General features: G+C 43.9%; 22 protein-coding genes and 1 pseudogene. 11 read left to right on the forward strand and 12 right to left on the reverse strand.

Features of this window, described 5'->3' with window-relative positions:
* Position 1 precedes the first annotated feature (1 nt).
* The 3 genes from ccoN to QE417_RS14850 all read right to left on the reverse strand — a co-directional run bounded on the left by ccoN (position 2) and on the right by QE417_RS14850 (position 4,771).
* A complete protein-coding gene (gene ccoN / locus QE417_RS14840; protein WP_311951250.1) occupies positions 2 to 2,128 on the reverse strand; it encodes a cytochrome-c oxidase, cbb3-type subunit I in 2,127 nt (708 codons plus the stop codon).
* Between the two features lie 79 nt (positions 2,129 to 2,207).
* Positions 2,208 to 2,384, reverse strand: a complete 177-nt coding sequence (gene ccoS, locus QE417_RS14845) for a cbb3-type cytochrome oxidase assembly protein CcoS (protein WP_311951251.1) — start codon at positions 2,382 to 2,384, stop codon at positions 2,208 to 2,210.
* Entirely contained in the window at positions 2,381 to 4,771 is a 2,391-nt protein-coding gene (locus QE417_RS14850; protein ID WP_311951252.1) for a heavy metal translocating P-type ATPase, read from the reverse strand. Before QE417_RS14850 ends, ccoS begins: the two co-directional genes overlap by 4 nt.
* 200 nt (positions 4,772 to 4,971) lie before the next feature.
* Here QE417_RS14850 and QE417_RS14855 point away from each other — a divergent pair, with 200 nt between their 5' ends.
* Positions 4,972 to 6,267, forward strand: a complete 1,296-nt coding sequence (locus QE417_RS14855; protein WP_311951253.1) for a glycoside hydrolase family 28 protein — start codon at positions 4,972 to 4,974, stop codon at positions 6,265 to 6,267.
* Positions 6,268 to 6,329: 62 nt separating this feature from the next.
* On the opposite strand, the gene QE417_RS14860 is transcribed toward QE417_RS14855, so the two are convergent.
* Together QE417_RS14860 and trmB are read right to left on the reverse strand one after the other, a co-directional pair.
* Positions 6,330 to 6,662 carry an MGMT family protein gene (locus tag QE417_RS14860; RefSeq protein WP_311951254.1) on the reverse strand — a complete coding sequence of 111 codons (333 nt, stop codon included), beginning with the start codon at positions 6,660 to 6,662 and terminating at the stop codon, positions 6,330 to 6,332.
* Between the two features lie 2 nt (positions 6,663 to 6,664).
* Positions 6,665 to 7,315 (reverse strand): tRNA (guanosine(46)-N7)-methyltransferase TrmB, encoded by a 651-nt coding sequence (gene trmB / locus QE417_RS14865; RefSeq protein ID WP_311951255.1) that lies wholly within the window; start codon positions 7,313 to 7,315, stop codon positions 6,665 to 6,667.
* A 430-nt stretch (positions 7,316 to 7,745) separates the two neighbouring features.
* Here trmB and QE417_RS14870 point away from each other — a divergent pair, with 430 nt between their 5' ends.
* Both QE417_RS14870 and QE417_RS14875 read left to right on the forward strand, forming a co-directional pair.
* Entirely contained in the window at positions 7,746 to 9,647 is a 1,902-nt protein-coding gene (locus QE417_RS14870; protein WP_311951256.1) for an alpha-L-arabinofuranosidase C-terminal domain-containing protein, read from the forward strand.
* 308 nt (positions 9,648 to 9,955) lie between these two features.
* A complete protein-coding gene (locus QE417_RS14875; protein WP_311951257.1) occupies positions 9,956 to 10,777 on the forward strand; it encodes a hypothetical protein in 822 nt (273 codons plus the stop codon).
* A 2-nt stretch (positions 10,778 to 10,779) separates the two neighbouring features.
* Here QE417_RS14875 and QE417_RS14880 read toward each other — a convergent pair whose 3' ends face one another.
* The 3 genes from QE417_RS14880 to pdhA form a co-directional block, all read right to left on the reverse strand.
* Positions 10,780 to 11,460 carry a hypothetical protein gene (locus tag QE417_RS14880; RefSeq protein WP_311951258.1) on the reverse strand — a complete coding sequence of 227 codons (681 nt, stop codon included), beginning with the start codon at positions 11,458 to 11,460 and terminating at the stop codon, positions 10,780 to 10,782.
* 90 nt (positions 11,461 to 11,550) lie between these two features.
* The gene (locus QE417_RS14885) at positions 11,551 to 13,197 is read right to left on the reverse strand and encodes a pyruvate dehydrogenase complex dihydrolipoamide acetyltransferase (RefSeq protein ID WP_311951259.1); all 1,647 of its coding nucleotides are present in this window, start codon (positions 13,195 to 13,197) and stop codon (positions 11,551 to 11,553) included.
* 44 nt (positions 13,198 to 13,241) lie between these two features.
* Positions 13,242 to 14,237 (reverse strand): pyruvate dehydrogenase (acetyl-transferring) E1 component subunit alpha, encoded by a 996-nt coding sequence (gene pdhA, locus QE417_RS14890; protein ID WP_311951260.1) that lies wholly within the window; start codon positions 14,235 to 14,237, stop codon positions 13,242 to 13,244.
* Between the two features lie 276 nt (positions 14,238 to 14,513).
* On the opposite strand from pdhA, the gene QE417_RS14895 reads away from it, so the two are divergent.
* Positions 14,514 to 15,059, forward strand: a complete 546-nt coding sequence (locus tag QE417_RS14895) for a C40 family peptidase (protein WP_311951261.1) — start codon at positions 14,514 to 14,516, stop codon at positions 15,057 to 15,059.
* 155 nt (positions 15,060 to 15,214) lie between these two features.
* Here the strand turns inward: QE417_RS14895 and QE417_RS14900 are convergent, their stop codons facing one another.
* Positions 15,215 to 15,400, reverse strand: a complete 186-nt coding sequence (locus tag QE417_RS14900) for a hypothetical protein (protein ID WP_311951262.1) — start codon at positions 15,398 to 15,400, stop codon at positions 15,215 to 15,217.
* Positions 15,401 to 15,478: 78 nt separating this feature from the next.
* Between QE417_RS14900 and QE417_RS14905 the strand changes: the two genes are divergently transcribed.
* Positions 15,479 to 16,417, forward strand: a complete 939-nt coding sequence (locus QE417_RS14905) for an SPFH domain-containing protein (RefSeq protein ID WP_311951263.1) — start codon at positions 15,479 to 15,481, stop codon at positions 16,415 to 16,417.
* Positions 16,418 to 16,487: 70 nt separating this feature from the next.
* Here the strand turns inward: QE417_RS14905 and gltX are convergent.
* Positions 16,488 to 18,009 (reverse strand): annotated as a pseudogene (gltX, locus tag QE417_RS14910) (glutamate--tRNA ligase).
* Between the two features lie 226 nt (positions 18,010 to 18,235).
* Here gltX and QE417_RS14915 point away from each other — a divergent pair.
* Both QE417_RS14915 and QE417_RS14920 read left to right on the forward strand, forming a co-directional pair.
* Positions 18,236 to 19,462 (forward strand): sensor histidine kinase, encoded by a 1,227-nt coding sequence (locus QE417_RS14915; RefSeq protein ID WP_311951264.1) that lies wholly within the window; start codon positions 18,236 to 18,238, stop codon positions 19,460 to 19,462.
* Positions 19,459 to 19,974: a DinB family protein gene (locus QE417_RS14920; RefSeq protein WP_311951265.1), complete on the forward strand. Its 516-nt coding sequence runs from the start codon at positions 19,459 to 19,461 to the stop codon at positions 19,972 to 19,974. The genes QE417_RS14915 and QE417_RS14920 overlap by 4 nt, the downstream gene beginning before the upstream one ends.
* A gap of 61 nt (positions 19,975 to 20,035) precedes the next feature.
* On the opposite strand, the gene QE417_RS14925 is transcribed toward QE417_RS14920, so the two are convergent.
* Positions 20,036 to 20,422 (reverse strand): DUF6249 domain-containing protein, encoded by a 387-nt coding sequence (locus QE417_RS14925; protein WP_311951266.1) that lies wholly within the window; start codon positions 20,420 to 20,422, stop codon positions 20,036 to 20,038.
* A 155-nt stretch (positions 20,423 to 20,577) separates the two neighbouring features.
* Here QE417_RS14925 and QE417_RS14930 point away from each other — a divergent pair, with 155 nt between their 5' ends.
* From QE417_RS14930 to QE417_RS14945, 4 genes are all read left to right on the forward strand, one after another.
* Positions 20,578 to 21,081, forward strand: coding sequence for a hypothetical protein (locus QE417_RS14930; RefSeq protein ID WP_311951267.1), 504 nt, complete (start codon positions 20,578 to 20,580; stop codon positions 21,079 to 21,081).
* Between the two features lie 198 nt (positions 21,082 to 21,279).
* Positions 21,280 to 21,861, forward strand: coding sequence for an RNA polymerase sigma factor (locus QE417_RS14935; protein ID WP_311951268.1), 582 nt, complete (start codon positions 21,280 to 21,282; stop codon positions 21,859 to 21,861).
* Positions 21,858 to 22,358: an anti-sigma factor family protein gene (locus QE417_RS14940; protein ID WP_311951269.1), complete on the forward strand. Its 501-nt coding sequence runs from the start codon at positions 21,858 to 21,860 to the stop codon at positions 22,356 to 22,358. Before QE417_RS14935 ends, QE417_RS14940 begins: the two co-directional genes overlap by 4 nt.
* A gap of 353 nt (positions 22,359 to 22,711) precedes the next feature.
* The gene (locus QE417_RS14945) at positions 22,712 to 23,554 is read left to right on the forward strand and encodes a DUF2911 domain-containing protein (protein WP_311951270.1); all 843 of its coding nucleotides are present in this window, start codon (positions 22,712 to 22,714) and stop codon (positions 23,552 to 23,554) included.
* Positions 23,555 to 23,612: 58 nt separating this feature from the next.
* On the opposite strand, the gene QE417_RS14950 is transcribed toward QE417_RS14945, so the two are convergent.
* The gene (locus QE417_RS14950) at positions 23,613 to 25,310 is read right to left on the reverse strand and encodes a sodium:solute symporter (protein WP_311951271.1); all 1,698 of its coding nucleotides are present in this window, start codon (positions 25,308 to 25,310) and stop codon (positions 23,613 to 23,615) included.
* Positions 25,311 to 25,406 lie beyond the last annotated feature (96 nt).

Here is a 25,406-nt window from a genome sequence, read left to right on the forward strand (position 1 = left end):
ATTAATTATTAGCTGTTTTGTTAACTTTTATATCGGTGCCCAGGCGTTGCAGGTAAGCTATAATGGCTACAATTTCTTTATCGGGAGTTACCTTGATGCGGTCTTTAGCCAAATTATTGGCAATGCCTTCGGCCTGTTTCTGCAAATCAGCATTTGCGCGGTTTTCATAACCTATGGCATAAGGTACACCCAGTTTGCGCATGGCATTAATTTTTGCCGCGGTGGTAGTCGTATCAAGCGATTGATTAATTAACCAGCTGTACTCGGGCATAATACTACCCGGCGACATCAGCCTTGGGTCCATCAGGTGGTTGTAGTGCCAGGCATCGCCGTACTTGCCTCCTTCGCGGTGCAAATCGGGACCGGTACGTTTCGAACCCCATAAAAACGGGTGGTCGTACACAAATTCGCCAGCCTTGCTGTACTCGCCATAGCGCTCGGTTTCGCTCCGGAAAGGCCTTACCGTTTGCGAGTGACAGTTGACGCAACCCTCGCGGATGTATAAATCGCGGCCCTGCAACTCCAGCGGCGTATAAGGTTTTACACTGGCTATGGTAGGTATATTGCTCGATATGGTGAGCGTAGGCATAAGCTCAATAAAAGTGCCTATGAGTATCACAACTAATGACAGCACCAACAAGCGTATAGGTTTGCGTTCAATAACCCGGTGCCATATATCACCCTCATGGTTTACATAAACTTTTTCCAGCGGCATGGCCTCGGCGGCTTCGTTGCTTACCAAATGGCCTTGCATCATGGTGCGGGCCAAATTGTAAGCCATGGCAATGGCTCCCGCCAGGTATAAAGTACCACCAATGGAGCGCATAACATGCATGGGGATGATGCGCAGGGTGGTTTCTAAAAAGTTAGGGTATTTGAGCATGCCCTCGGGGGTAAACTCTTTAAGCATCAACCCTTGTGTAAAGCCTGCCCAGTACATAGGTATGGCGTAAAACAGTATGCCCAAAGTGCCCACCCAAAAATGGAACGATGCCATTTTTTTAGAATATAACTGGGTTTTGTAAATGCGTGGTATTAACCAATACAGTATGGCAAAGGTTAAAAAACCGTTCCAGCCTAAAGCGCCTACGTGTACGTGGGCAACAATCCAGTCGGTAAAGTGGCCAATTGCGTTTATTTGTTTGAGGGAAAGCATAGGGCCTTCAAACGTGGCCATACCGTAGGCGGTTAAGCCCACCACCATAAACTTCAGAATAACGTCGTCGCGCACCTTATCCCACGCACCGCGCAGGGTAAGTAAACCATTGATCATACCGCCCCAGCTTGGCGCAATCAGCATGATACTAAAGGCAACGCCTAATGATTGTGCCCAACCCGGTAACGAGGTGTACAATAAATGGTGCGGACCAGCCCATATGTAAATGAATATCAGCGCCCAAAAGTGCAGAATACTCAGCTTATAAGAGTAAACCGGGCGGTTAGCCATTTTAGGTAGAAAGTAATACATCATACCCAAATAAGGCGTGGTTAAAAAGAAAGCAACCGCATTGTGCCCATACCACCATTGCACCAAAGCATCTTGCACACCGGCAAACAAATAGTAGCTTTTAAAACCCGAAATAGGGAGCTCGAAAGAGTTTACAATGTGTAATACCGCAACCGTAACAAATGTGGCAATGTAAAACCATATGGCTACGTACAAATGCCGTTCGCGCCGTTTAAAAATGGTGCCGAACATGTTAATACCGAACACTACCCATATCAGGGCAATGGCAATATCAATAGGCCATTCCAGCTCGGCATACTCGTGCGAGGTGGTTAAGCCTAAAGGCAACGTAATTACAGCCGAAACGATGATAAGCTGCCATCCCCAAAAGTGGATGTTGCTGAGGATGTTGCTGAACATACGCGCTTTAAGCAACCGTTGTAAAGAGTAGTAAACGCCCATAAAAATGGCATTACCCACAAAGGCAAAAATTACGGCGTTGGTATGCAGCGGGCGTACACGGCCAAAAGTGGTGTACTGGTTGCCCAGGTTGGCCGCCGGGCTGTACAATTGAATGGCAACAATAAGCCCCACAACCATGCCTATAATACCCCAGACAATGGTGGCTATCCCGAAGTTGCGCACAATTTTGTTATCGTAGTAAAATTTTTCGGGTTGCATAAATGATGAATTGATGGTAACTGTTTTGATACTGTAAAATTAGATGGACGGCCTTAGCCGGGGCATGATGGCCGTTAGCTCAAAAACTGACTTTCATCATTTTTAATTCCTCTTGGGGTTCATCATCCAGCAGTATGCGTACCGATGGGGTATACAGATCGTCGTGCTGTCCGTGCTTTTGCGCCCAAAAAAAGGCTCCTAAAAAAACAAGGGCCAGCAAAATGCTGCAGCCTATTAAAAAGTAAATAATGCTCATAACAGGTTACGTTTTTTGGCGGCCACATGCGTAGCAATGCTGGTGAATGATATAATGGTTGCTGTGCTTAGGGGCATTAGTATGGCAGCTATTAACGGCGATAAAGCACCTGTAACGGCATAGCTTAGCCCAATTAAATTATAGGTTAATGATATGAAGAACGAGATGTGGATAATACCCACCGCATCTTTAGCAAACCTGAAAAACGCGGGTAGTTTATTTAGCGACCGCCCATCCAATATGGCATCACTGCCGGGCGAAAAGTTGTTTACGTCATCGGTAATGGCTACGCCTAAATCGCTTTGTTTGAGTGCGCCTGAGTCATTCAGGCCATCGCCAATCATCATTACCTTACGGTCGGCCAGTTGGAGTGATTTGATGAAATCCAGCTTTTGCTGGGGCGATTTGCCGAAGTGCATGTAGCCGTCATGGTCAAAAAAACGGGCCATGGCCTCACGCTCGTGGTCCTGATCGCCCGACAGGAGGTAGAATTTGATTTGTGGTTTGAGACTGAAGATGTTTTCCAACCCCGTCCTCAAGCTTTGTTTAAACTGGAAAGCGCCGGTGTACACCTCATCTATCATAATATGCACCTCGGTGCCGGGGCCAAAATGAATGTAGTTTTGGGAGAGATATGATGCACTGCCAATTTTAATGTGATGCCCGTTTACAAAGGCCGACAGACCCTTGCCGGCTACCTCGACATAATTTTGTAATGATAGAAGCGGATAGCTCCCCAATGCCTGGCATATTTGCCGGCTAAGCGGGTGGCTCGAGTTGTTGCACAAACTGTATATCGCTTGCTTTTCTAAGGTGGTTAATTCGGCATGAATATTTACCGCTTTGTTGCCTCCGGTGGTTATGGTGCCGGTTTTATCGAGCACTATGGTATTAATGCGGGCCAGTTGCTCTACCACGGTCGTGTTTTTGAGGTAGAACAGGTTTTTATCGAATACGCTCAACGCTGCCGACAGGGTGAAAGGCGTACTTAATGCCAGCGCACACGGGCAAGCCACTATCAATACGGCAGTTAAGGCCGATAAGCCACGGTGCCAGTCGGTAGGCAGCCAAAACAGGAATGAGCCAATGGCAATAATGAGCAGCACTATAGTAAAATGTTTGCTCACCCGCTCGTTAAATGATTTCATGCGGTTATCCTGCTTGCGGGTAAAGGCCTCGTTGTTCCAAAGCTGGGTAAGGTAGCTTTGCGATACGGGTTTGATAACCTCCAGTTCCAGTGCCTCGCTGGTTTGACGGCCGCCGGCATAAACCACTTCGCCCAAGGTTTTGCTCACGGGTAATGATTCGCCGGTTACAAAACTGAAGTCGATCAATGCTTCGCCTTTCAACAATATGGCATCAGCCGGAATAATCTCGTTGTGGCGGATGCGGATACGTTGGCCTACTTTTAAATCAGACAGGGGTACAGGTTTTTCCTTTCCCTCCTCATCAATAACCTGCACAGCTACCGGGAAAAACGAGCGGTAATCGCGCTCAAATGAAATGTGGTAATACGTTTTTTGCTGAACAAACTTACCCACAAGTAAAAAGAAAACAAGTCCGCACAGCGTATCGGCAAAGCCGGGGCCACTGTGGGTGAGTATTTCTATAACGGTGCGCAAAAACAGCACAGCAATACCCAAGGCCAGCGGAAAATCGATATTAAGCACCTTATTGCGCAGGTTGTGCCAGGCCGAAGTAAAGTAGCCGGTGCCGCTGTACAGCACCATGGGTAATGAAAACAGGATATTTAACCAGCCGAATACCTGTCTGAAGTTTTCCTCAGTAGCGGATAATCCGAAGTACTCAGGAAAGCTCAGCAGCATCACATTGCCAAAGCAAAAACCGGCAACCGCGATCTTTTTTACCAGGTTGTCTTTTTTGCCGGTACTTTGCTTTTTAACAATATCCTGTAAGCTGATGAGCGGTTCGTAGCCAATATCAAACAACAGTTCCACTACCTCGCGTAAGCTGATTTCTTCGTTTTTAAAACGGAGGTTAAGCTGTCGCTTTAAAAAATCTATGCGACTGTAATAGATAGCCGGATTAATGCGGTGCAGCTGTTCCAACAGCCAAATGCACGAACTGCAATGAATGTAGGGGATGTATAGCGTAACCACCGTCATGGTGGAATCGGTATAGTCAATCAGGTCGCTTACAACGCCGGGTTCATCAAGGTATTCAAAGCGTTTATCGAGGCGTGCACGGTTGGCGCCGGGGTGGTCGTTATAGGTATAATAATTACACAGGCCGCTTTGCGATAGCACCTGGTAAACACCACGGCATCCGGCACAGCAAAAGTCCTTGTTGTCGAAAGTGTACTGTTGCGTTGTGCAATCGTCGCCACAATGATAGCAGGTGGTTGGGGTAAGCGTATGGGTAGCCATTTAAAATGCAGTTGTTTGCACTTCAAAATTGTGCTAAAACCCCCGTTACAGGAATGACGGACATTATGTCAAAACATGATCACGATCATACTTTGCAGTTGATAATAGGCTGATTTGCACAAGGTTTTTACATGGCTACCAATTGTACTTAACAAATCAAATAGCTATGTTTAGGGCAATAATTATAAACCGCCAAAATCTTGACCATTAAAAACAACCTATTTACTACGTTAGTATTAACGTTGCCTTTCCTGTCGGTACCGCATGTTATTACGCCTGCCTTAACTCCGCAAGCCAACCAGTTTGTTGCCGATAAAAAGTATAATATTGCCCAACTGGGTGCCGTTGGCGATGGTGTTACACTGAATACCAAAGCCATTCAAACGGTAATTGACGACTGTGCAAAGAATGGGGGAGGCACCGTTGTTATTCCTAAAGGAACCTTTTTAAGCGGAGCCATTTTCCTTAAACCGGGTGTTAATATCGAAATACAGGCCGATGGAGTGCTGAAAGGTTCGACCAATATTGAGGATTACCCCAAGCTCATGACCCGAATTGAAGGCCATTTTGAACCGTGGCGCGCCGCCCTTATTAACGGCGATAAGGTTGACCACCTGAAAATTACCGGTAAAGGAACACTCGATGGCAGCGGTAGTCCTTTTTGGAAGAAGTTTTATGCCCAGCGCGAAAAGGTTTCGGGCACCACAAATCTGGATGTAGAGCGCCCGCGACTGGCTTTTATCCGTGATTCGAAGGATGTACTTATTTCGGGTATCAACTTTAAAGATTCGGGTTTTTGGAATCTACACCTGTATCGCGATAAAGGCGTAACGGTAGAAGATTGTCGCTTTGAAGCTGCGCACCGCTCCAAGCCCGACGACCACGCACCCAGCTCAGACGGGATAGATGTAGACAGTTCGCAAGACATTATCATACGCCGCTGCTTTTTTGCCGTAGGCGATGATGATATTGCACTCAAAGGCACCAAAGGCCCTTTTGCCATGGATGATAAGGACAGCCCGCCGGTAGAAAATATTCGTATAAGCGATTGCGTTTTTGAAGCCGGTGGTGGCGTAGTAACCTGCGGCAGCGAGGCTACCATAGTTCGTAATGTAAAAATTGAGCGCTGCGAAGCCCGAGGTGTAAACGTATTACGGTTAAAATTACGGCCTGACACCCCACAGCAGTACGAAGATATTAGCCTGACCGATATTACCATGACTGGTAATTCAACCCTGCTAAAAGTAACCCCATGGACCCAGTATTTTGATTTGAAAGGACAAACCCCTCCAAAATCATTAATCAAAAATGTGCGTATTGAAAACGTAAATGGCTCCTGCGCAGCCTTTGGCGAAATTAAGGGTACACCCACCTCAGCCATCGAACCGCTTCAGCTTAAGAATATCGACATTAAGGTTACTGAGTTTAAAATCACCCCTGAAACACAGAAGTACCTTAAACTGAATAACGTTGTAGTTAACGGAAAAACGATATAGTTGGGATATTTAGATACATACAAAAAAAGGCTGTTTCCGTGTAAGAAACAGCCTTTTTTATGTTAGTAATCCAGCTCTATGGATGGGTCCCAGTATACGGTTTTAAAGTTTTGCACCTTATCACCTATTACGGTAACGCCTTCTTTGGCAAGTAGTTCTATACGGTGCTCAATGCCCTCGGTGCCACCCGTTAAACGGCCTTGGCTGTTTACAATGCGTTGGAAAGGCACCGGTGGCTCAACCCCATTCAGCATACCCATGGCATGCCCCACCTTGCGCGACCAGTTAGGCACACCCAAAAACTTAGCAATAGCACCATATGAAGTAACCCTGCCTGCCGGAACCTGGCGGGCAACCTCAAAAACGTGATTGTTAAAGTTTGGGTCGGCAGCCATAATTACTCGAATGAAAATTTGAGATAATTGATGTTTTTATTGTCTTTAAGATACTTTTTCTCGTAGTAGGTTTTAATATTCAGTACCTCATCGGCATGCGAAGAGTGGTACAAGTCTTCGGTTTTTACGTGTAGTTTAAGGCCAAGTTCTTCAATCTTTTCGGCGGTGTAGGCGTGCAGGTCGTCGTTATCGGTTTTGAGATTCATATAACCGCCCGGTTTAAGCAGTTGCTTGTATTTATCCAAGAAACGTGGCGAGGTAAGACGCTTTTTTTCGCGGCTCAATTGCGGTTGCGGGTCGGGGAAAGTGATCCATATTTCGTCAACCTCTCCGGGGGCAAAAAAGTCTACCAGGTTTTCGATCTGTATACGCAAAAAGCCTACGTTAGTGAAGCCCTCTTCAATTGCAGTTTTAGCACCGCGCCATATCCGGTTGCCCTTATAATCAATGCCTATAAAGTTTTTTTGCGGGAATAGTTGCGCCAGGTTAACCGTGTATTCGCCTTTACCACAGGCCAGTTCGAGTACTACGGGGTTACTGTTCTTAAAAAATTCAGGAGCCCATTTACCTTTATAGGGTATACCCGCCTCTAACTGTATTACATTGCTAAATGTATCTATCTCGGCAAAACGCTTTAACTTATCTTTTCCCACTTTAAAAAATTGAACCGCAAAAATAAGTTTTTAGATTCAAGAGTAAAGAATCAAGATTCAAGATAAAATGACCCCAAACCCTCCGTATAGTTTTGATTTTTTCTTCTGAAAACCGCGAAATCACCCGAAAAGTCCCGGTTTTTCCGTGGTGTTCCATTTAGTGTTTCATAAAATACTTAGAACACCTGTAACGCAGTTGAACGGGTTGAACAATTGAAAACCTGCTTGTGAGCTATACCCAAAAGGGTACCGGTTAATTAATATTATGCTATTGCTTTACTCCGTTTATATTACTTATGTTTGTGTAACCAGTGTAGCAATTACACATTAACCACGGGCAATCAGTCCGGCCAATTTAAAACCCAATACGCTTGTTATGTTGAAATTTAAGTTTTTAGGATTAGTTGTGACCTTAGCAATAAGTGTAAATATGACAGTTATTGCGCAGCCCAATGTGGCAAAAGGCAAACCTATTAGTAAAGACCTGTTCGGGATTTTTTTTGAAGACCTGAGCTACGCAGCCGATGGCGGCTTGTATGCCGAACTGGTGCAAAACCGCTCATTTGAATATACACCGGCCGATAATAAAGCCTGGAACCCTTTTACCGCCTGGCAATACGTTACCGATGGATTTGGTTACGGAAGCATTTCGGTAGAGTCGGCTGCGCCGCTGCATGTTAATAATCCGCATTATGTGTTGCTCAATATACAGGATGAAGGGCAGAAAGGCATCGGACTAAAAAATACGGGTTTTGATGGTATGGTAATTAAGTCTGCCGGGAAATACAACTTTTCGGTATTTATAAAAAACGAGGGCAAGGCTATACCTATGGTTGTGCAGTTGCAAACCACCAAAGGTGTAGTTATTGGCGAAACTACTTTTACCGCTGATAAAAGCACGTGGAAGAAGTACACTGCAAATATTAAACCCACCGCCGGTACCGATACAGCCCACCTGGTAGTATTGGCAAAAGGTAAAGGCAAACTGGCTTTGGATATGATCTCGCTCTTCCCACAAAATACTTATAAAGGTCATGCCAACGGTTTGCGTGCCGATTTGGGCGAAGCCATAGCCAACCTTAAACCTAAGTTCATGCGTTTTCCGGGTGGCTGTTTGGTGCACGGAGATGGTATTGCCAATATTTACAATTGGAAAAATACCGTTGGCCCCATTGAACAGCGGGTAGAACAACGCAATATCTGGAATTACCACCAATCGGTAGGTTTAGGGTATTTTGAATATTTTCAGTTTTGTGAAGATATTGGCGCTAAGCCATTGCCTGTGGTAGCCGCTGCGGTAAGCTGCCAAAACTCGGGCGGTACCTGGCGCATTGGCGGTACCGGACAAAAGGGTATATCTATGGATGAAATGCAGGCTTACATTCAGGATGTGATTGATTTAATTGAATATGCCAACGGGCCGGCCACCTCGCACTGGGGAGCTATCCGTGCCGCAGCTGGTCACCCTAAACCGTTTAACTTGCAATACATTGGCATTGGTAATGAGGATAAAATTACGCCCGAGTTTACCGAACGCTTTACCATGATATATAAAGCCGTTAAAGCTAAACACCCCGAGGTTACCATTATTGGCACCGTAGGCCCAAGCCCTGCGGGTCCCGATTATGAGGCTGGTTGGAAAATTGCCGACCAGTTGGCCGTACCCGTGGTTGATGAGCATTACTACGAAAGCCCCGAGTGGTTTTTAAAAAACAATAACCGTTATGATAGCTATAACCGCTCTCACTCTAAAGTGTATTTAGGCGAATATGCATCACGTGGCAACACCTTGTACAATGCCCTTTGCGAAGCTGCTTATATGACTGCCCTTGAGCGTAACGGCGACGTGGTACACATGGCCAGTTATGCCCCACTTATTGCCCGCGCAGGCCACACCTCTTGGAATCCTAATCTCATTTACTTTAATGGTACTGAGGTAATACCAACCGTAAATTATTATGTGCAACAGTTGTTTAGTGTTAACCAGGGCGACAGCTATTTTGCCAACACTGTGAAGTTTGCCGGTTTAAATACTAAAGATTCTACCCTTGCCGCCTCCTGCGTGCGCGACAGCCAAACCGGCGACGTAATTTTAAAGATTGTAAACACCGGTGCCACTACGGTTACTGCCAACGCCGATGTTTCGGCCTTTAAAGGCCTGGCCTCAATCGCCAGCCTATCAATACTCAGCGGCGACCCGAAGGCCAAAAATGCAAGCATCAGTGATAAAAACATCTTACCGGTAACATCAACCCTAAAGGTTAACCCAAAGTTTATGTATAGTGTACCGGCTTATTCGTGCAGTGTGATCAGGATCAGCGGGAAGAAGTAAATCAATTACCGTTAAGCAGGGTTTCTCATAGAGGACCCTGCTGTCGGTTTTTAAGGTATAAAAGCATTTTGTAAATGCACTGCAGGGTCCTCTACGAGAGACCCTGCTCGGACGAAAAATCATGAATTTGCTGTAAAAGGTAGCACCTTTTTCGTTTAAGCAGAGTCTCCTATAGAAGACCTTGCGTCGGTTTGCAAGGTATAAAAGCATTCAGTAAGTGCACTGCAGGGTACTCTATGAGAGAGCCTGCCCGGACGAGTGATGTTTCTCAATTCAAAAAGCTTACATTGGCTTAAACTTAAAACTATATGCGTCGCCTGTTTCTTATCCCGTTATCCTTATTTACCGCGTGCGGTAATAAACAAAGCTATAAGTTTACAGGCAGCGACAGCATGAAAAGTGGGCGTCCTGTTCAAGCTAAGGTTGTATTAAATACTCCTGTTGTAGATACCGTACTGCAGTTCTTTCCTGATGATTCAACTTACGCCGCTCAAATACTTTACACAGGGACTTTTCATAATAACGAAGTAAAACCTCAGTACGGCCTGCATACATGGATGGGCATATTTCATAATAATAAAGTTTATTGTTTAAAAGAAACCCGCCTTAAGCTAGCACGGGTAGCTGATGATGAATTGGATGAACGAGACGCTAAAACTGGCTGGCAAATATCAACAGTTGATAAAGATTCCTCTGTTTTATTGATTTCAAACCTCCCATCACTAAAAAACCATCCTATTGAAAAAATTGAACTCAACAAAAATGAGTTTCTCCCGGGCGATAGTGCAACCTACAGCCAAAATGGCATTAAATATACTATTTATGCCACCGGACAAAAAAAGCCAGATTATCCGGGTAGCAAATCTTATTCGCTTTTCAATTACAGGTTAGCTTTAAAAGCCACGGTGAAAGGGATAGAATATAATGAACTGCTTTTTGCTACCAATACATCGGAATTTGGTTGCTCTATCATACTAGCCAGCGATATTGACAATGATGGTATACCTGACCTCGTTATAAATACCTCAACTGAGTCTGCCATTTATACGATAAGTTTATATATGTCTTCGTTGGCGAAAAAAGGCCATTTATTAAAAATTGCAGGAATGAATACTACTGTAGGCTGTTAATTTTACTCATCAGCCTTAAACTCCCTCGCCAAACTAATACCCTGTGCTTCGTACTTCTCTTTATCGGCGGTTGGGTAGCGGAAGAGGAAGTGCGAGAAGATCAAATCGCCTGATACGGGCATTTCAACCATGATAATTTTGTAGAGCATTTGCTCATCGCCCTGGCTGGCTTTTACGCAAATGGTGTAACGGTAGCCTTTTACACCTTTACAAATGTGCTGTATGTGCACCTTACCCAGATCTTTGTCTTTACCCTGTTTAATATTGGCAATATGCTGGTCGGCAAACTTATCAATGGCTTGCACGTCGGCCAGTTTCATGTTGTGCACCCGGCCCGATGGTAGCACCACCACGTTACCGGCATATATCTTGAAGGAGGCCTTGCGATCTTGACTGGTGTAGGTAACGGTATCAATGTATGGGTCGTTGTGTTGGCGTACCTCGCTTACCACTTCTTCTTTAGGCCAGGTTTCTTTGTAGTTTTTAGGGAATGTATACGAATAGCTGTACGATACATTGCGGCTTTGCGCATACAATGAAGTATCGGTAAGCGGAATGGTACGACCTTCCATATTACATGGAATATTACGTTCCAGCAGTTTTTTAAGCTTGTTTTTTTTTGACTGCGCGTGCGCCAGTACGCCACAGCATAATAAAAGGCAAATGAGCCATGTCTTCTTCATAACTCTTTATTCAGGTATTATTGGTTTATAAAAAATAAAGCCCTTTGGCTTGTCACCAAAGGGCTTATCAAATATAAGAGCTTAATCTTATTATATCAATAACCTTACCGGTTCTTCTAACAACGATTTTACGGTGTTCAAGAAAGCGGCTGCACTGGCACCATCAACCGTACGGTGATCGGCGCTCAGGGTTACCTTCATTATGTTACCTGGTACCACGGCACCATTTTTAACCACCGGTACTTGTTGTATACCTGCAACAGCAAGGATACATGAATCTGGCGTGTTAATGATGGCGGTAAAATCGTCAACACCAAACATACCTAAGTTAGATATGGTAAAGGTTGAACCTTCCCAATCAGATGGCTGAAGTTTTTTGTCTTTTGCTTTTTTAGCAAACTCCTTAACCTCGGCGCTAATGCGGCTTAATGATTTACCATCGGCAAAACGTACAACCGGTACCAGCAAGCCTTCGTCAACAGCTACGGCAATACCAATGTTAACATGCTCATTAAAGCGAATTTTATCGCCTAACCATGATGAGTTAATTACCGGGTGTTGTTTCAAGGCAACAGCACAAGCTTTAACCACCAAATCGTTAAATGATATTTTAACCGGTGCAACCTCGTTCATTTTGTTACGGGCTACGATAGCCTGATCCATATCGATTGATACGGTTACAAAGAAATGAGGTGCAGTAAACAAGCTCTCAGATAAACGCTTGGCAATAACCTTACGCATTTGAGTAACCGGTTTCTCGGTAAATTTCTCTTCGCCAACAAAAGGAGCCAAAGTAATGGTTGGAGCAGCTTTGCCAGCATCCTTAGCAGGTGCCGGAGCAGCTTCAGCAGCAGCTTTTTGCTCAACCTCTTTGGTTGATGGCGTAAAGCCTTCAATATCCTTTTTAGTAATACGGCCGTTTTCGGCAGTACCTTTAACTTCGCTTAAGTTGATGCCTTTGTCTTTAGCAATTTTACGGGCTAAAGGAGAGGCTTTTACGCGGCTATCGTCAGATGAGGTAGCTTTTTCTTCTGCAGCAGGAGCAGCTTCTTCAGCTTTGGCTTCTTCTTTTTTCTCACCACCGGCAGCAGGCGCAGCCGAACCACCTTTTAATAAAGGTTGAATATCGGTGCCTTCTTCGCCTACAATGGCAATAATATCGTTTACTTTAGCAGCCTGGCCTTCTTCAACACCAATGTAAAGCAGGGTGCCTTCTTCATAACCTACCACTTCCATGGTAGCTTTGTCGGTATCCACATCGGCTAATGAATCATCGGCCTTAACTTTATCACCTACTTTAAAGTTCCATTTGTTAATAACGCCCTCGGTCATGGTATCGCTTAGGAGCGGCATACGTATAACAGCGGCTTTAATGCTCGAAAGGTCAACAGCAGGCTCGGCAGCTTTTTCCTCTTTAGGGGCATCAGCTTTCTTGTCTTCTGTTTTTTCTTCTTTAGCAGGAGCAGCGCCACCTTCTAATAAAGCTTTATAGTCTTCGCCTTCGTTACCAATTACGGCAATTACAGCATCAACAGGTACGGCAGCACCTTCTTCTATACCAATGTATAGCAGGGTACCTTCCTGGTACGATTCAAAATCCATTGTGGCTTTATCGGTTTCAACCTCGGCCAGTGTATCGCCCGATTTTACCTTGTCGCCAACTTTTTTATGCCATTTAGCGATAACCCCTTCGGTCATGGTATCGCTCATTTTGGGCATTTTAACTACTTCAGCCATATTGTATTGATGAATAGTTTGGTTTTAATATTGTTTATAATAGGTTAGTCGCGGATGTATGGATAATCGCTCTGAACGTATACATCGGTATAAAGCTCAGATGCTTCCGGCCATGGCGACTCTTCAGCAAACTGAACGGCCTCATCAATTTCGGCTTTTATTTTAGCCGCAACTTCTTCAAACCATTTTTCATCAGCATAACCATTTTTCTCTATCTCTTGTTTTACAATTTCAATAGGGTCTTTGGCTTTGTAGCTTTCAACTTCTTCTTTGGTACGGTATTTTTGAGGATCACTCATGGAGTGGCCTTTGTAGCGGTAAGTACGCATTTCCAGGAAGGTTGGTCCTTCGCCGGCACGTGCACGCTGGGCGGCTTCGTCCATAGCGTTATGTACAGCAACCGGGTCCATACCATCAACAGCCTGTGAAGGGATGCCATATGGTAAGCCTAATTTATAAATATCAACATCGGCAGTGGTACGGGCTACTGATGTACCCATGGCGTAACCGTTGTTTTCGCAAACAAAAATAACAGGCAGTTTCCAAAGGGCGGCCATGTTAAAGGTTTCACCCAGGGCACCCTGGCGCACAGCACCATCACCCATGTAGCAAACGTTTAAAAACTCGGTTCCTTTGTATTTTTCGGCAAAGGCAATACCGGCACCCAGCGGAATTTGACCGCCTACAATACCGTGACCACCGTAAAAGTGGTTTTCTTTGTCGAACATATGCATCGAACCACCTTTACCTTTAGAGATACCGGTTGATTTACCATACATTTCGGCCATGATAGCTTTTGGCGAGGTGCCTTTGGCTAAAGCATGGGCATGGTCACGGTAAGTAGTGATCATGCTGTCTTCATGACGAAGTGCTGATACGGCTCCGGCTAAAACAGCCTCTTGCCCAATGTATAAGTGACAAAATCCTCTGATCTTTTGCTGGCCGTATAGTTGTCCGGTTTTCTCTTCGAACTTACGCATCATCAGCATCAACTCGTACCACATTAGGTAGGTTTCTTTAGTTATAGCGATTGAACTCATTTATATAAACAATCAATTTCTGTTTTACGATGCGCAAATCTAATTATATCCTTGAAAAAAACAGATTTTGCAACGCTTATATTGAAAATAATTTATCCTGCATGAGGTTGCAGCAACCTTTATTTAATCAGTATCGTATAAAAATTAATTTAAAAATAATTTGTTTTCAGGATTTGCATATTTCAAAACTTTACATAGTTTTGTATTTAACAATAGACACCAGTGTCCATTTTAATAAACAAATTACAATTCGTACCCTTAATAATTGTTGATTAGATGAAGAAATTGTTTCTTGCTATTGCCCTAATGATGAGTGTTTTATCGTCACAAGCTCAAACAAAAAGTGTTCCAAATCAAACCGAAGAAAGCGACGAGGACAAAAGCTTAGCAAAAGATTACTTCTCACAAATTATGGGTGTAGCTATGTCGGCCACCTCTAACGTGAAGTTATTTCAGTTTGTTTATGATTGGGTTGGCACCCCTTACCGCTTAGGCGGCGATACCAAACGCGGTATTGATTGTTCGGGTTTTGCTTACCAGCTTTATACCAAAGTATTTAACACAGCCATTGGTAACAATAGCCGTAATATTTTCAGCACGGTTAACCCCGTTAGCAAAACTGATTTAAAAGAAGGCGACCTGGTTTTCTTTAAAATACACAGCCGCGCTATTACCCATGTTGGGGTTTATATTGGTAACGGCAAATTTGCCCATGCCTCAACCAGCAAAGGCGTAATGATCAGTTACCTGGCCGACCCATACTGGACGCGCTACTATTACAAAGGCGGACGGCTGTTAGCAGATGCCCCTCAGAATAACTAATATATATAATAGAGCTCCCGCCAAAAACGGGAGCTTTTTTTGCCCCAAGCCTAACCCTATCCGCCTAAGGCGGAAGGGCTTTAAGAACTTGGATTTTATTTTAAAGTCTTCCGCCTCAGGCGGAGAAGATTTAGAGGGGACTTAGGGCTTCTTCTTTAATCCGTATCCTTGGTATTCTTTACCAGGCCAATACCCGAAAAGAAGAACAATACCGAAATTATGCCCACTACTACCAATGTTGTGGCATTGCCCGAATGCTGTATTACACCAATACCGGTGTAAATTAATCCTACTATACCCAACACGGTAAGTATAGCGCCGAAAGTACGTTTTAAGTTCATGTGTAAATATTTTGGTTAAAATGGATGTAACGTATATTAATTCGTTTATCTTTATTTCATCACATATAACACCGAATTATGAATGCCGTTTGGATTGCTCTCGCAATTATTTTATTTATTGTATTAATTACTTCGTTTGTAACCGTTAAACAAGGCACAGTGGGCGTAGTAACCGTATTTGGAAAGTACCGCCGCATACTGCTACCGGGCCTTAATTTTAAGATACCTTTAATAGAGGTATTATACTCACGCATATCTATACAAAATCGCTCGGTTGAATTGGAGTTTCAGGCTGTAACGGTAGACCAGGCCAATGTATACTTTAAGGCCATGATACTCTACTCGGTTTTTGACCAGAGCGAGGAGGCCATTAAAGCCGTAGCCTTTAAGTTTGTGGACGAGCGTAACCTGATGCAGGCATTGGTGCGCACGGTAGAAGGTTCTATACGGGCATACGTAGCCACCAAGCGCCAGAGCGATGTGCTTATCCTCCGCCGCGAAATAGTGGAACACGTTAAGGAGCAGATTGATAATATACTGGAAGGCTGGGGTTATCACTTGCAAGACCTTCAATTGAACGATATTACCTTCGATGATATCATCATGAAATCGATGAGCCAGGTAGTGGCCTCTAACAACCTGAAGGCCGCCGCCGAAAACGAAGGACAAGCACTCCTCATCACTAAAACCAAAGCTGCCGAGGCCGAAGGTAATGCTATTAAAATTGCCGCCGAGGCCGATCGTCAGGCATCGCAGTTACGTGGTCAGGGTGTGGCTTTGTTCCGCGAGGAAGTGGCCAAAGGTATGAGCGTAGCCGCCAAAGAAATGCACCAGGCCAATATGGATACCTCGGTGATCCTCTTTACCATGTGGACAGAAGCCATAAAGCATTTCAGCGAAAACTCGAAAGGCAATGTGATCTTTTTAGATGGATCGGCCGATAATATGCAAAAGACCATGAAAGAAATGATGGCCATGCACTCCCTGCAAACAGACGAAGTGAAGAGGGCACAGTAAAAAATAACAAAAAGCGCTAACAAAAAAGCCGTGGCTGTTTACAGCCACGGCTTTTTTTATACTCAGTAAACTACGCTGTAAACGCAGCCAATCCTTTTTCAATTCTTGCTATTACCTCATCTTTACCCAAAAGGGCAGCAATATCAAACACATGAGGACCAAACTTACCACCTACCAGCATTATGCGGAAAGGCAGCATGGCATCACCGGGCTTCAAACCTTTTTCGGTCAACAGGGCTTTAAAATCGGCCTCTAAATCGGCAGCGTTCCAGTTATCGGTTTGCTTGATGTGACCGATGAAGGTATTGAACAACTCGGTTTTAGCATCATTCCATTTGGGTTTTACCGATGGTAAGTCATACTCTGCTGGTTGCTTGAAGAAGTACCAGGCATGCTCGTAAATATCGTTTAGTAATACCAACCGGTCTTTGATGAGCTCGAGAGCTTTGGTTAAATAAGCATCGTCGCTTACTTCAATTCCTTTAGCGGCCAAAACGGCTTTCCCTTCATCCTTTAACCTTTCACCATTTACCTTTTTAATCCACTCGGCGTTGTACCATTTGGCTTTTTCAAAGTCGAATTTTGCGCCGGCTTTGCTGATGCGCTCCATCGAGAATTTTTCTACCAGTTCATCCAGCGAAAAAATTTCCTGGTCGGTACCATCATTCCAGCCCAGCATGGCCAGCAGGTTCAGGAAAGCCTCGGGCAGGAAACCAATTTCGCGGAAACCCTCGGTAAGGTCGCCGGTTTTAGCATCGGTCCAGTTCATGGCATACACCGGGAAACCCAGGCGTGCACCATCGCGTTTACTTAGTTTGCCATGGCCATCGGGTTTTAATATTAATGGTAAATGTGCCCATTGTGGCATGCTGTCTTTCCAGCCCAAATACTCCCACAACAGCAGGTGTACAGGGGCCGATGGTAACCATTCATCACCACGGAAAGCATGCGATATTTTCATCAAATAATCATCAACCACTACAGCTAAATGGTAAGTAGGCATGCCATCAGCCTTGAGCAATACTTTATCGTCAACCGTGTTTGAGTCAAAACTTACGTAACCGCGTATCATGTCCTCAAACGTAATGGTTTCGTTTTCGGGCATTTTTATACGGATAACGTGCGGGGTGCCATCGTGCAGTAATTTATCAACCTTTTGCTGTGGTAACGATAAGGAGTTACGCATTTGGTTACGATGAGCTATACCATACTGAAAGTTTGGTACTTCATTACGTTTCTGTTCCAGTTCTTCGGGGGTATCAAAGGCATAATAGGCATGCCCGTGCATCACCAGTTTTTTCGGCATACTCGCGGTAAAGCGGTTTGCGCTCGCTTTGGCGGTATGGCGCAAAGGGGCCGCCATGCAGGGCGCTTTCATCGGGCGTTAAGCCGCACCATTTAAGGCAGTTAAAAATATATTCTTCGGCACCTTCCACGTAGCGTGTTTGGTCGGTGTCTTCAATTCGTAAAACAAAGATACCGTTGTGCTTTTTGGCAAACAGGTAGTTAAATAATACGGTACGCACGCCGCCCAGGTGCAAACCACCGGTAGGACTTGGCGCAAAACGCACCCTTACATTTTGTTGTGACATGGGGGCAAATATAAGGAGTGAATGGTTGAATGAGTGAATGAGTGAGTAGTTATTACCGGTGAATGATAGAATACATATTATTTAGGTAAGAATATGATTGTTTGAGTATTAAGCAAGCAAACACTATTTCCATTTTTCGACTTATGTAATTTATGATTTTCGGCGCATTTAGTAAAAACATTCACTAATTCACTCATTCAACCATTCACTCCTTATATTTGAACAAATGGATAATCCGTACCAACGAAAAAAGCGCTGGAAATATTTGTTATTGTTTTTTGCGGTAATTATTGCCGGCAGTTCGTTGTTGTACACGCAATACCTGGTAAAAAACATTGCTAAAAGCGAGCGTAAGAGTGCACAGGTTTGGGCACAGGCTATGAAACAGGTTTTCAAAACCGTTGATGAAGACCACCTGAACTTTGTTTTTTTAGTGCGCGACAGCTTGTTGGTACCGGCCATTATTACCGATGAAAAAGGCGATTTTAAATTCAGTCGCGGATTGGATACTACCAAAACTTTTATAGAGCTGCCTCCCGAGCCCGGCATCGATAATAAAAAGGCACCGGTTTACGATATTAAGTATTTTGAGAACGAACTGGCCATTATGAAAGCCCAGCATGAGCCCATTAAAATAAAAATGGACATACCCGGGCTTGGCGAAACCTTTTGGTTCGTGTATTACAAGGAGTCGTTACTGTTGAGCCAGTTGCGGGTTTTTCCTTATATACAGCTCACCATTATTGCCATATTTTTAGGAGTGGCATATTCGGCGTTTAGTTCAGAGCGCAAATCGGAGCAAAACCAGGTTTGGGTAGGCTTGGCTAAAGAAACTGCTCACCAACTGGGCACGCCCATATCATCACTACTGGCGTGGATAGAGTTATTAAAAGATAAGTTTAATGCCGAAGAAGATCCGCTGATTGCCGAAATGGCTAATGACGTAAAGCGCCTGGAAGTGGTGGCCGACCGTTTCTCTAAAATTGGTTCGAAACCGGTATTGGATGCACACTCGGTTTACGAGGTGGTTAATGATTTTGTGAACTACTTTAGGGTGCGCGTTACAGATAAAATTACTTTTGAGGTGCGGGGCGATCGTTATTTAAAAGCCGGAATTAATGTGCCCCTGTTTGACTGGGTAATTGAGAACCTGCTTAAAAATGCAGTTAACGCCATTGAAGGCAAAGGCAGCATTAAGGTTGATATTGTAGCCAGCAAGGCCCGCAACCAGGTTTATATTGATGTAACCGATTCGGGCAAAGGCATTCCGCGATCAAAATTTGTTACCGTTTTTCGCCCCGGCTACACCACGCGTAAACGCGGTTGGGGATTAGGCCTTTCGCTCACCAAACGTATGGTAGAGAATTACCACAACGGACAAATTTTTGTGAAAGACTCGGAAGTGGGTAAAGGCACCACGTTTAGAATTGTACTCAGAAGCATAGAAGAATGATAACCCAACCTCAACCCGGCGAATACGCCTCGTTTTACGAAGGCTATATTAATAAGGCTGCCCAGGCGGGCAATGTGTTGCAAACCCTCGTGCAGTTAAAAGACAGTACTTTCGGGTTTTTTACCAGCCTGCCGCCCGAAAAGACCGACTACGCCTATGCCGAAGGCAAGTGGACAATAAAGCAATTGCTCAGCCATATGATTGATGCCGAGCGGGTATTTGCCTTTAGGTTGTTGTGCTTTTTGCGGCGCGATGCAACACCATTGCCTGGTTTTGACGAGAACGCTTATGTTGAGCAAACCGATTTAAGCAATTTTACGCTGCAAAACTTAGCCGCCGAGTTTAAAGCCCTGCGCGAGGCTAATTTGTTTCTCTATAATTCGGTAACCGATGAACAATCCTTATACCAGGGAACTGCCAATGGAAGGCCGGTATCGGTAAGGGCGTTGCTGTACATAACTGCCGGGCACGAATTGCATCATATCAGCATTATAAAAGAGCGTTACCTGTAAACGGCAAAAAGCCTCCTCCTGTTATAGAAGATGCTTTGTTGCGGTAAAAAAGAGGAGTGGGTTAAACGGTCTCTTCTTCTTTAGAATAGGTGATGGTTCTTTGTGCGTCGTCCTTTTTCTCAATCACGTATGATAAAAACAAGCCAGCTCCGCCAAATATGGCAATTAAAGCAAAGTATATAGCTTCGTTTTCCTCATGATGAAGGTTGCTTGAAAAAAGGGTACGGTCTAACACAAAGGCTATAAATAAACCTAAACCTGCGCCAATTAAAAGCAAACCCCATTTAAGGTTTTGGTACGGTGCCGATTGTGGCTTATAACGGCGTGGGTCCATACCGCGCTCGATCATGGCCATTTTTTCGCGTTTTTGCAGGTAAACAATTCCAAAAACCAAAGCAAACATGGCAAGTGGAACTAAAATAGGGATTAAAATTTCTGGGCCTTCCATTGTATTAAAAATTAAAGTAAGTAAATATTGTTGTTAAAATCCTCGCCAGCAGTGGCGATTTGTGTACTATGACCACACGTTTTTTAAGGAGGTTACAGGGAAGAGACAAATTTTTTAATATTTTTATTTCCAGGCTTATATAACGCTTGCTGGCTATGAGAGCATTATTAATAACTATATTTTCAGGATGCTTATTTTTCCAAGTCATGGCTCAAACAGAAGTTGAAAATCAACTGATTTCTCGGGTTCATGAGCTTCAAAAAGCAGGTATTGACACTATAGTTCATTTTAGAGAAAATTTTGGCGGTATGTTTATACCTCTCGATGAGATAAAAAAGGATTCCTGCTACGCCGTTGACAAAATGTACCTGTTTTGGCTCAAAAATGGCAAAGCCTATATACAGCGATTTGATAATTGCCTAAAACATGCCCCCGTGCGTATTAATCCTTATTTTATAACTACCTTTTCCAGCTATGTAAAAAACATAAAAGCCGAAAATATCTTGCCTGCTCAATATGAAGAACCATTGTTTTTGGGAATGTTTAAAAATAAAGTGACATTGTTTGTCGCGCATTGCGGATACATCAAATTCAAATATTACCAGCGCGGTAACTCGTTTGAAAAGGAGTTTAATGATTACGGATTATATAGTAAATAGATAGACCGAAACCATCAGCAACTCAATATTAATTATGAGCATAACCATAACACCATCATATATAAACTCATGGTACTTGTAAAAAAACAGATAAAAGAGTTGAAGCTGGATTGATCTAATAGTAATTCGTTTAAATCATTTATTTTTATTCCAACACCTGTAACCTATTCTGAAAACCGGTGGTCATAGCTGTTGTAAATGCAAAGCAAGCTTTCGGATATCGAATTAATTGAGCAAACCCTGGGGGGCAACCAATCGGCCTATGCCGATTTGGTGAAGCGGCACCAGCGGTTTGTGTTTACGCTGGCTACGCGTTTTACCAAAACCCGCGAAGATGCCGAAGAGGTAGCGCAAGACAGCTTTGTAAAAGCCTATCGTTCGTTGCAAAACTTTGAAGGCCACAGCAAATTTACCACTTGGCTGTACAGTATAGTTTATACTACCGCCATGACATTTTTGCGCAAACGCAGGTTAGATACCTCATCAATTGATGATGAGAAGAATTTTATACAAGTAGAGAACCAGAATGCCGGGTTTGAAAATAACCTGGCCGAAAACAGATCGAGGGCATTTTACCTGAACCAGGCAATTGAGCAGCTGCTGCCCGATGATGCCACCATAATTACCCTATTTTATAAGGGTGAACAAACATTAGAAGAAATTGCCGTAACTTTAGGTATTGAGCCTAACAATGTTAAAGTAAAACTATTCAGGGCGCGCCAGCGTTTGAAAGAAAAGCTGGAACGTTCATTAAAACACGAAGTGAACGAGTTGTTATGAGGAATATTGAGGAACAATTGTGGAATTATTTGGATGGTACCTGCACTCCGCAAGAGCGCGAGGTTATGGAACACCTGATTGCCACCGATGAAACATATCAGCAAAAGTACGAAGAGATTAAAGCCTTTAACCTCGAACTGCAGGATATAGAGCTTGATGCCCCGCCTATGGCTTTTACTTTTAACGTAATGGAAGCCATACGTACCGAGGAAGCTGCTAAGCCACTTAAAGCCAGTATAGATAATCGCATTATTAAAGGAATTGCCGCATTTTTTATAGTGAGTATTGTGGCCATTTTGGTTGTGGCACTGGCCAGTACCAACTGGTCTGCCGGTGTAGAAAATAGCTTTAAAGTGCCGGAGATACGTTTACCTGAGTTTAAAAACTATTTTAGCGGCCCTGTATTTAAAGGATTTTTATTTTTTGATGCAGTGGGCTTATTATACTTTTTAGATAGTTACCTGCGTAAGCGCAAAGTGCAGCAACAGGCTCACTAAAAACAACACTTTTGTACACAATTTTGTACACAGGTTTGGCACTCCTATATGTTGTAACATGAATAAAGAATTTATAGCATTTAAAACGCTTCAAAATGAGGCAAAAAGAAATTTAAAAATATTGTTACATAATTCTTGAGTTTGGTACAAGAATTGTATTATTGTACACGAATTGGTAAACTTACCAATTTAATTGTGATAAGGTTTAGGTTGAAAGTCCCCCGGTGCAAGACTGGGGGGCTTTTTATTTGTACCTACCTCATCTCTCAAAAATACCCTCTGTGGGGTAAGCCACTTTCCCAAATTTTCCTGTATACTTTTATATCTTTGGAGCATCCATAAAGATCAATCCAATGAAAAAGTTGTACACGCTCGTTTTTACACTGCTGGTAGCCGGCAGTGCCTTTACCACACAGGCTCAGGGCTTAAAACTGCCCCAGGCAAGCTCAGCACAAACAATTACACAAGAGTTTGGCTTAGGCAAAATCACCTTATCTTACTCTCGCCCTAATGTAAAAGGGCGTAAAGTTTTTGGCACAATGGAACCTTATGGAGCAGTTTGGCGCACTGGTGCCAACTCGGCAACGGCAATTACTTTTACTGATGAGGTTACTATTGAAGGTAACAAAATACCCGCTGGCGAGTATGGTTTATTTACCATTCCGGGAGCTAATGAATGGACCATCATTCTAAATAAAACTGCAAAACAGTGGGGTGCTTATGATTACAAGCAAGTCGATGATGTGTTACGCTTTAAAGTAAAACCTGCCAAAACCGCCGCATTGACAGAAACTTTTGCCATGCAATTTGCCAATGTGACAGCCTCTTCGCTCGATTTAGTTTTAGCCTGGGAAAATACTTCGGTTAGCTTTAATATTAAAACTGATGTAGATAGCCGCGTTATGGCTGGGATTGACGAAGCCATGAAAGGTGAGAAAAAACCTTACTTTGCTGCCGCCCAATACTACTACGATAACAACAAAGACATCAACAAGGCTTTAGAGTGGATTACCGAAGCCGACAAAAATTCAAAACCAGCTTTCTACCTCAAATACTGGAAAGCGCGCATCCAACTTAAAAAAGGTGATAAAGCTGCCGCTATTGCCAGTGCCAAAGAAGGTCTTGCTTTAGCCAAAGAAGCTAAAAATGATGAGTATGTGCGCCTTAATGAAGGAGTAATTGCTCAGGCTAAGTAGTTATTTGGTTACTAAGTTATTGGGAGGAAATTCTCTCACTATATATAGAAAGCCCGGTTTAATAAGCCGGGCTTTTTTGTTTGAAAATGGAATTAACTACCAAGGCGAAAATCACCACACCCAAGCAGCCCACCACATTTAGCCATAGGTAAGCCACTGCTTCGGTGTAACCGCAATAAACAACCACGGCTTCGGCAAGCAAAGCGGCTATAAATACGGCATTGCCCCTGATATTTTTTAAGTAGAAGGCTACCACAAATACGCCCAATATTACCCCATATATATAGGAGCCTAACTTATTCACGGCTTCGAGCAGGTTACCCAGTTGACCGGCGTATAGCGCCATCACCAAACATACTATGCCCCAAAAAACGGTTGCCAGGCGCGAGGCCATTACATACTGCCCGTCTGATGCATTTTTGTGAATTACCCGTTTATAAATATCTACCACAGTGGTTGAGGCCAGTGAGTTAAGCGCACTGGCGGTAGACCCCATGGAGGCCAGAAAAACAATGGCTATGAGCAACCCGATCAAGCCGCGCGGCAGGTAATGCGTTACAAAATTAAGGAACACATAATTGGTGTCATTTACATCGGCCAGTGCATTGTTTTGCTTCATGAGCACTATGCCGCGGTTGCGCAGGGTATCGGTTTGGGCTTGTGCCCGCTGCAATTTGCCTTGTGCTGCTTTAACGGCATCTTTGCCCGAATTATTGAGCGTGTTGTTCAGTTCTTCGGCAGCGGCTTTGCGTTGTATAAATGCTTCGGCATATTGTTTTTCTAACGCATTATATTGTGCAGCATACGGGCTTTTCTTTACCTGCTCTACCTCGTTCCGGTTAAAAAACATAGGCGGCTGGTTAAACTGGTAAAAGGCAAATACCAGCACCCCAATTAACAAAATAAGGAACTGCATGGGTATTTTGATGAGCCCATTCATCAACAAACCTATGCGGCTTTGCCCCACTGAGCTACCGGTTAGGTAACGGCCAACCTGGCTTTGATCGGTACCAAAGTACGAAAGTTGTAAAAAGAAACCGCCTATTACCCCACTCCAAACATTGTACTGGTTTTTAGGGTCGAAGTGCCAGTCGATCACATTTACGCGGCCAAGCTTGCCGGCTATTTGCAGCGAGTTTTTAAAATTAACATCATCGGGCAGCATCATTACCACCAGTACCCCGGCCAAAAACATACCGGCAAATATAATGCTCATTTGCAGCAGTTGGGTGTATGATACGGCCTTGGTTCCGCCCCAAACGGTATATACAATAACCAGTGTGCCTATAAAGAGCGTGGTGTATACCACATTAATTTGCAAGATAACCGACAGGATGATGGACGGCGCGTAAATGGTTATACCCGTTGATAGCCCGCGTTGAATTAAGAACAGCCCCGCCGTTAAAGCCCGTGTTTTAAGGTCGAACCGTTGCTCGAGGTACTCGTATGCCGTGTAAACACGTAGTTTGTGAAATATGGGTACAAAGGTTACGCACAGCACGATCATGGCCAGCGGCAGGCCAAAGTAAAACTGTACAAAGCGCATACCATCGGAGTAGGCCAGTCCGGGAGCCGAGAGAAAGGTTATAGCACTGGCCTGCGTAGCCATTACCGATAGGCCAATGTGGTACCATGATAACGAGCGGCCACCAACAAGGTATTGATCAAGATCTTTACTGCCCCGGCTTTTATAAATGCCGTAAGCAATAATGGCCAGCAAGGTTGTGGCTAATACGATCCAATCAATAAGGCTCATGAGAAATTAATGGTGATGAGCCAAAATACAAAAACTAAAAAAACCAGCCATACGATAACAATACCGTAAAACTGGTTCCAGTTTTTTATAAACGAA

It is taken from the genome of Mucilaginibacter terrae, from assembly GCF_031951985.1.
GTDB classification, from domain to species: Bacteria; Bacteroidota; Bacteroidia; order Sphingobacteriales; family Sphingobacteriaceae; genus Mucilaginibacter; species Mucilaginibacter terrae_A.

Coding starts and splice junctions, on each gene's coding strand:
- ccoN (WP_311951250.1), bottom strand. CDS start 2,128: ATGCAACCCGAAAAATTTTACTACGATAACAAAATTGTGCGCAACTTC.
- ccoS (WP_311951251.1), bottom strand. CDS start 2,384: ATGAGCATTATTTACTTTTTAATAGGCTGCAGCATTTTGCTGGCCCTT.
- QE417_RS14850 (WP_311951252.1), bottom strand. CDS start 4,771: ATGGCTACCCATACGCTTACCCCAACCACCTGCTATCATTGTGGCGAC.
- QE417_RS14860 (WP_311951254.1), bottom strand. CDS start 6,662: ATGGCTGCCGACCCAAACTTTAACAATCACGTTTTTGAGGTTGCCCGC.
- QE417_RS14870 (WP_311951256.1), top strand. CDS start 7,746: ATGACAGTTATTGCGCAGCCCAATGTGGCAAAAGGCAAACCTATTAGT.
- QE417_RS14875 (WP_311951257.1), top strand. CDS start 9,956: ATGCGTCGCCTGTTTCTTATCCCGTTATCCTTATTTACCGCGTGCGGT.
- QE417_RS14880 (WP_311951258.1), bottom strand. CDS start 11,460: ATGAAGAAGACATGGCTCATTTGCCTTTTATTATGCTGTGGCGTACTG.
- QE417_RS14885 (WP_311951259.1), bottom strand. CDS start 13,197: ATGGCTGAAGTAGTTAAAATGCCCAAAATGAGCGATACCATGACCGAA.
- pdhA (WP_311951260.1), bottom strand. CDS start 14,237: ATGAGTTCAATCGCTATAACTAAAGAAACCTACCTAATGTGGTACGAG.
- QE417_RS14895 (WP_311951261.1), top strand. CDS start 14,514: ATGAAGAAATTGTTTCTTGCTATTGCCCTAATGATGAGTGTTTTATCG.
- QE417_RS14900 (WP_311951262.1), bottom strand. CDS start 15,400: ATGAACTTAAAACGTACTTTCGGCGCTATACTTACCGTGTTGGGTATA.
- QE417_RS14905 (WP_311951263.1), top strand. CDS start 15,479: ATGAATGCCGTTTGGATTGCTCTCGCAATTATTTTATTTATTGTATTA.
- QE417_RS14915 (WP_311951264.1), top strand. CDS start 18,236: ATGGATAATCCGTACCAACGAAAAAAGCGCTGGAAATATTTGTTATTG.
- QE417_RS14920 (WP_311951265.1), top strand. CDS start 19,459: ATGATAACCCAACCTCAACCCGGCGAATACGCCTCGTTTTACGAAGGC.
- QE417_RS14925 (WP_311951266.1), bottom strand. CDS start 20,422: ATGGAAGGCCCAGAAATTTTAATCCCTATTTTAGTTCCACTTGCCATG.
- QE417_RS14930 (WP_311951267.1), top strand. CDS start 20,578: ATGAGAGCATTATTAATAACTATATTTTCAGGATGCTTATTTTTCCAA.
- QE417_RS14935 (WP_311951268.1), top strand. CDS start 21,280: ATGCAAAGCAAGCTTTCGGATATCGAATTAATTGAGCAAACCCTGGGG.
- QE417_RS14940 (WP_311951269.1), top strand. CDS start 21,858: ATGAGGAATATTGAGGAACAATTGTGGAATTATTTGGATGGTACCTGC.
- QE417_RS14945 (WP_311951270.1), top strand. CDS start 22,712: ATGAAAAAGTTGTACACGCTCGTTTTTACACTGCTGGTAGCCGGCAGT.
- QE417_RS14950 (WP_311951271.1), bottom strand. CDS start 25,310: ATGAGCCTTATTGATTGGATCGTATTAGCCACAACCTTGCTGGCCATT.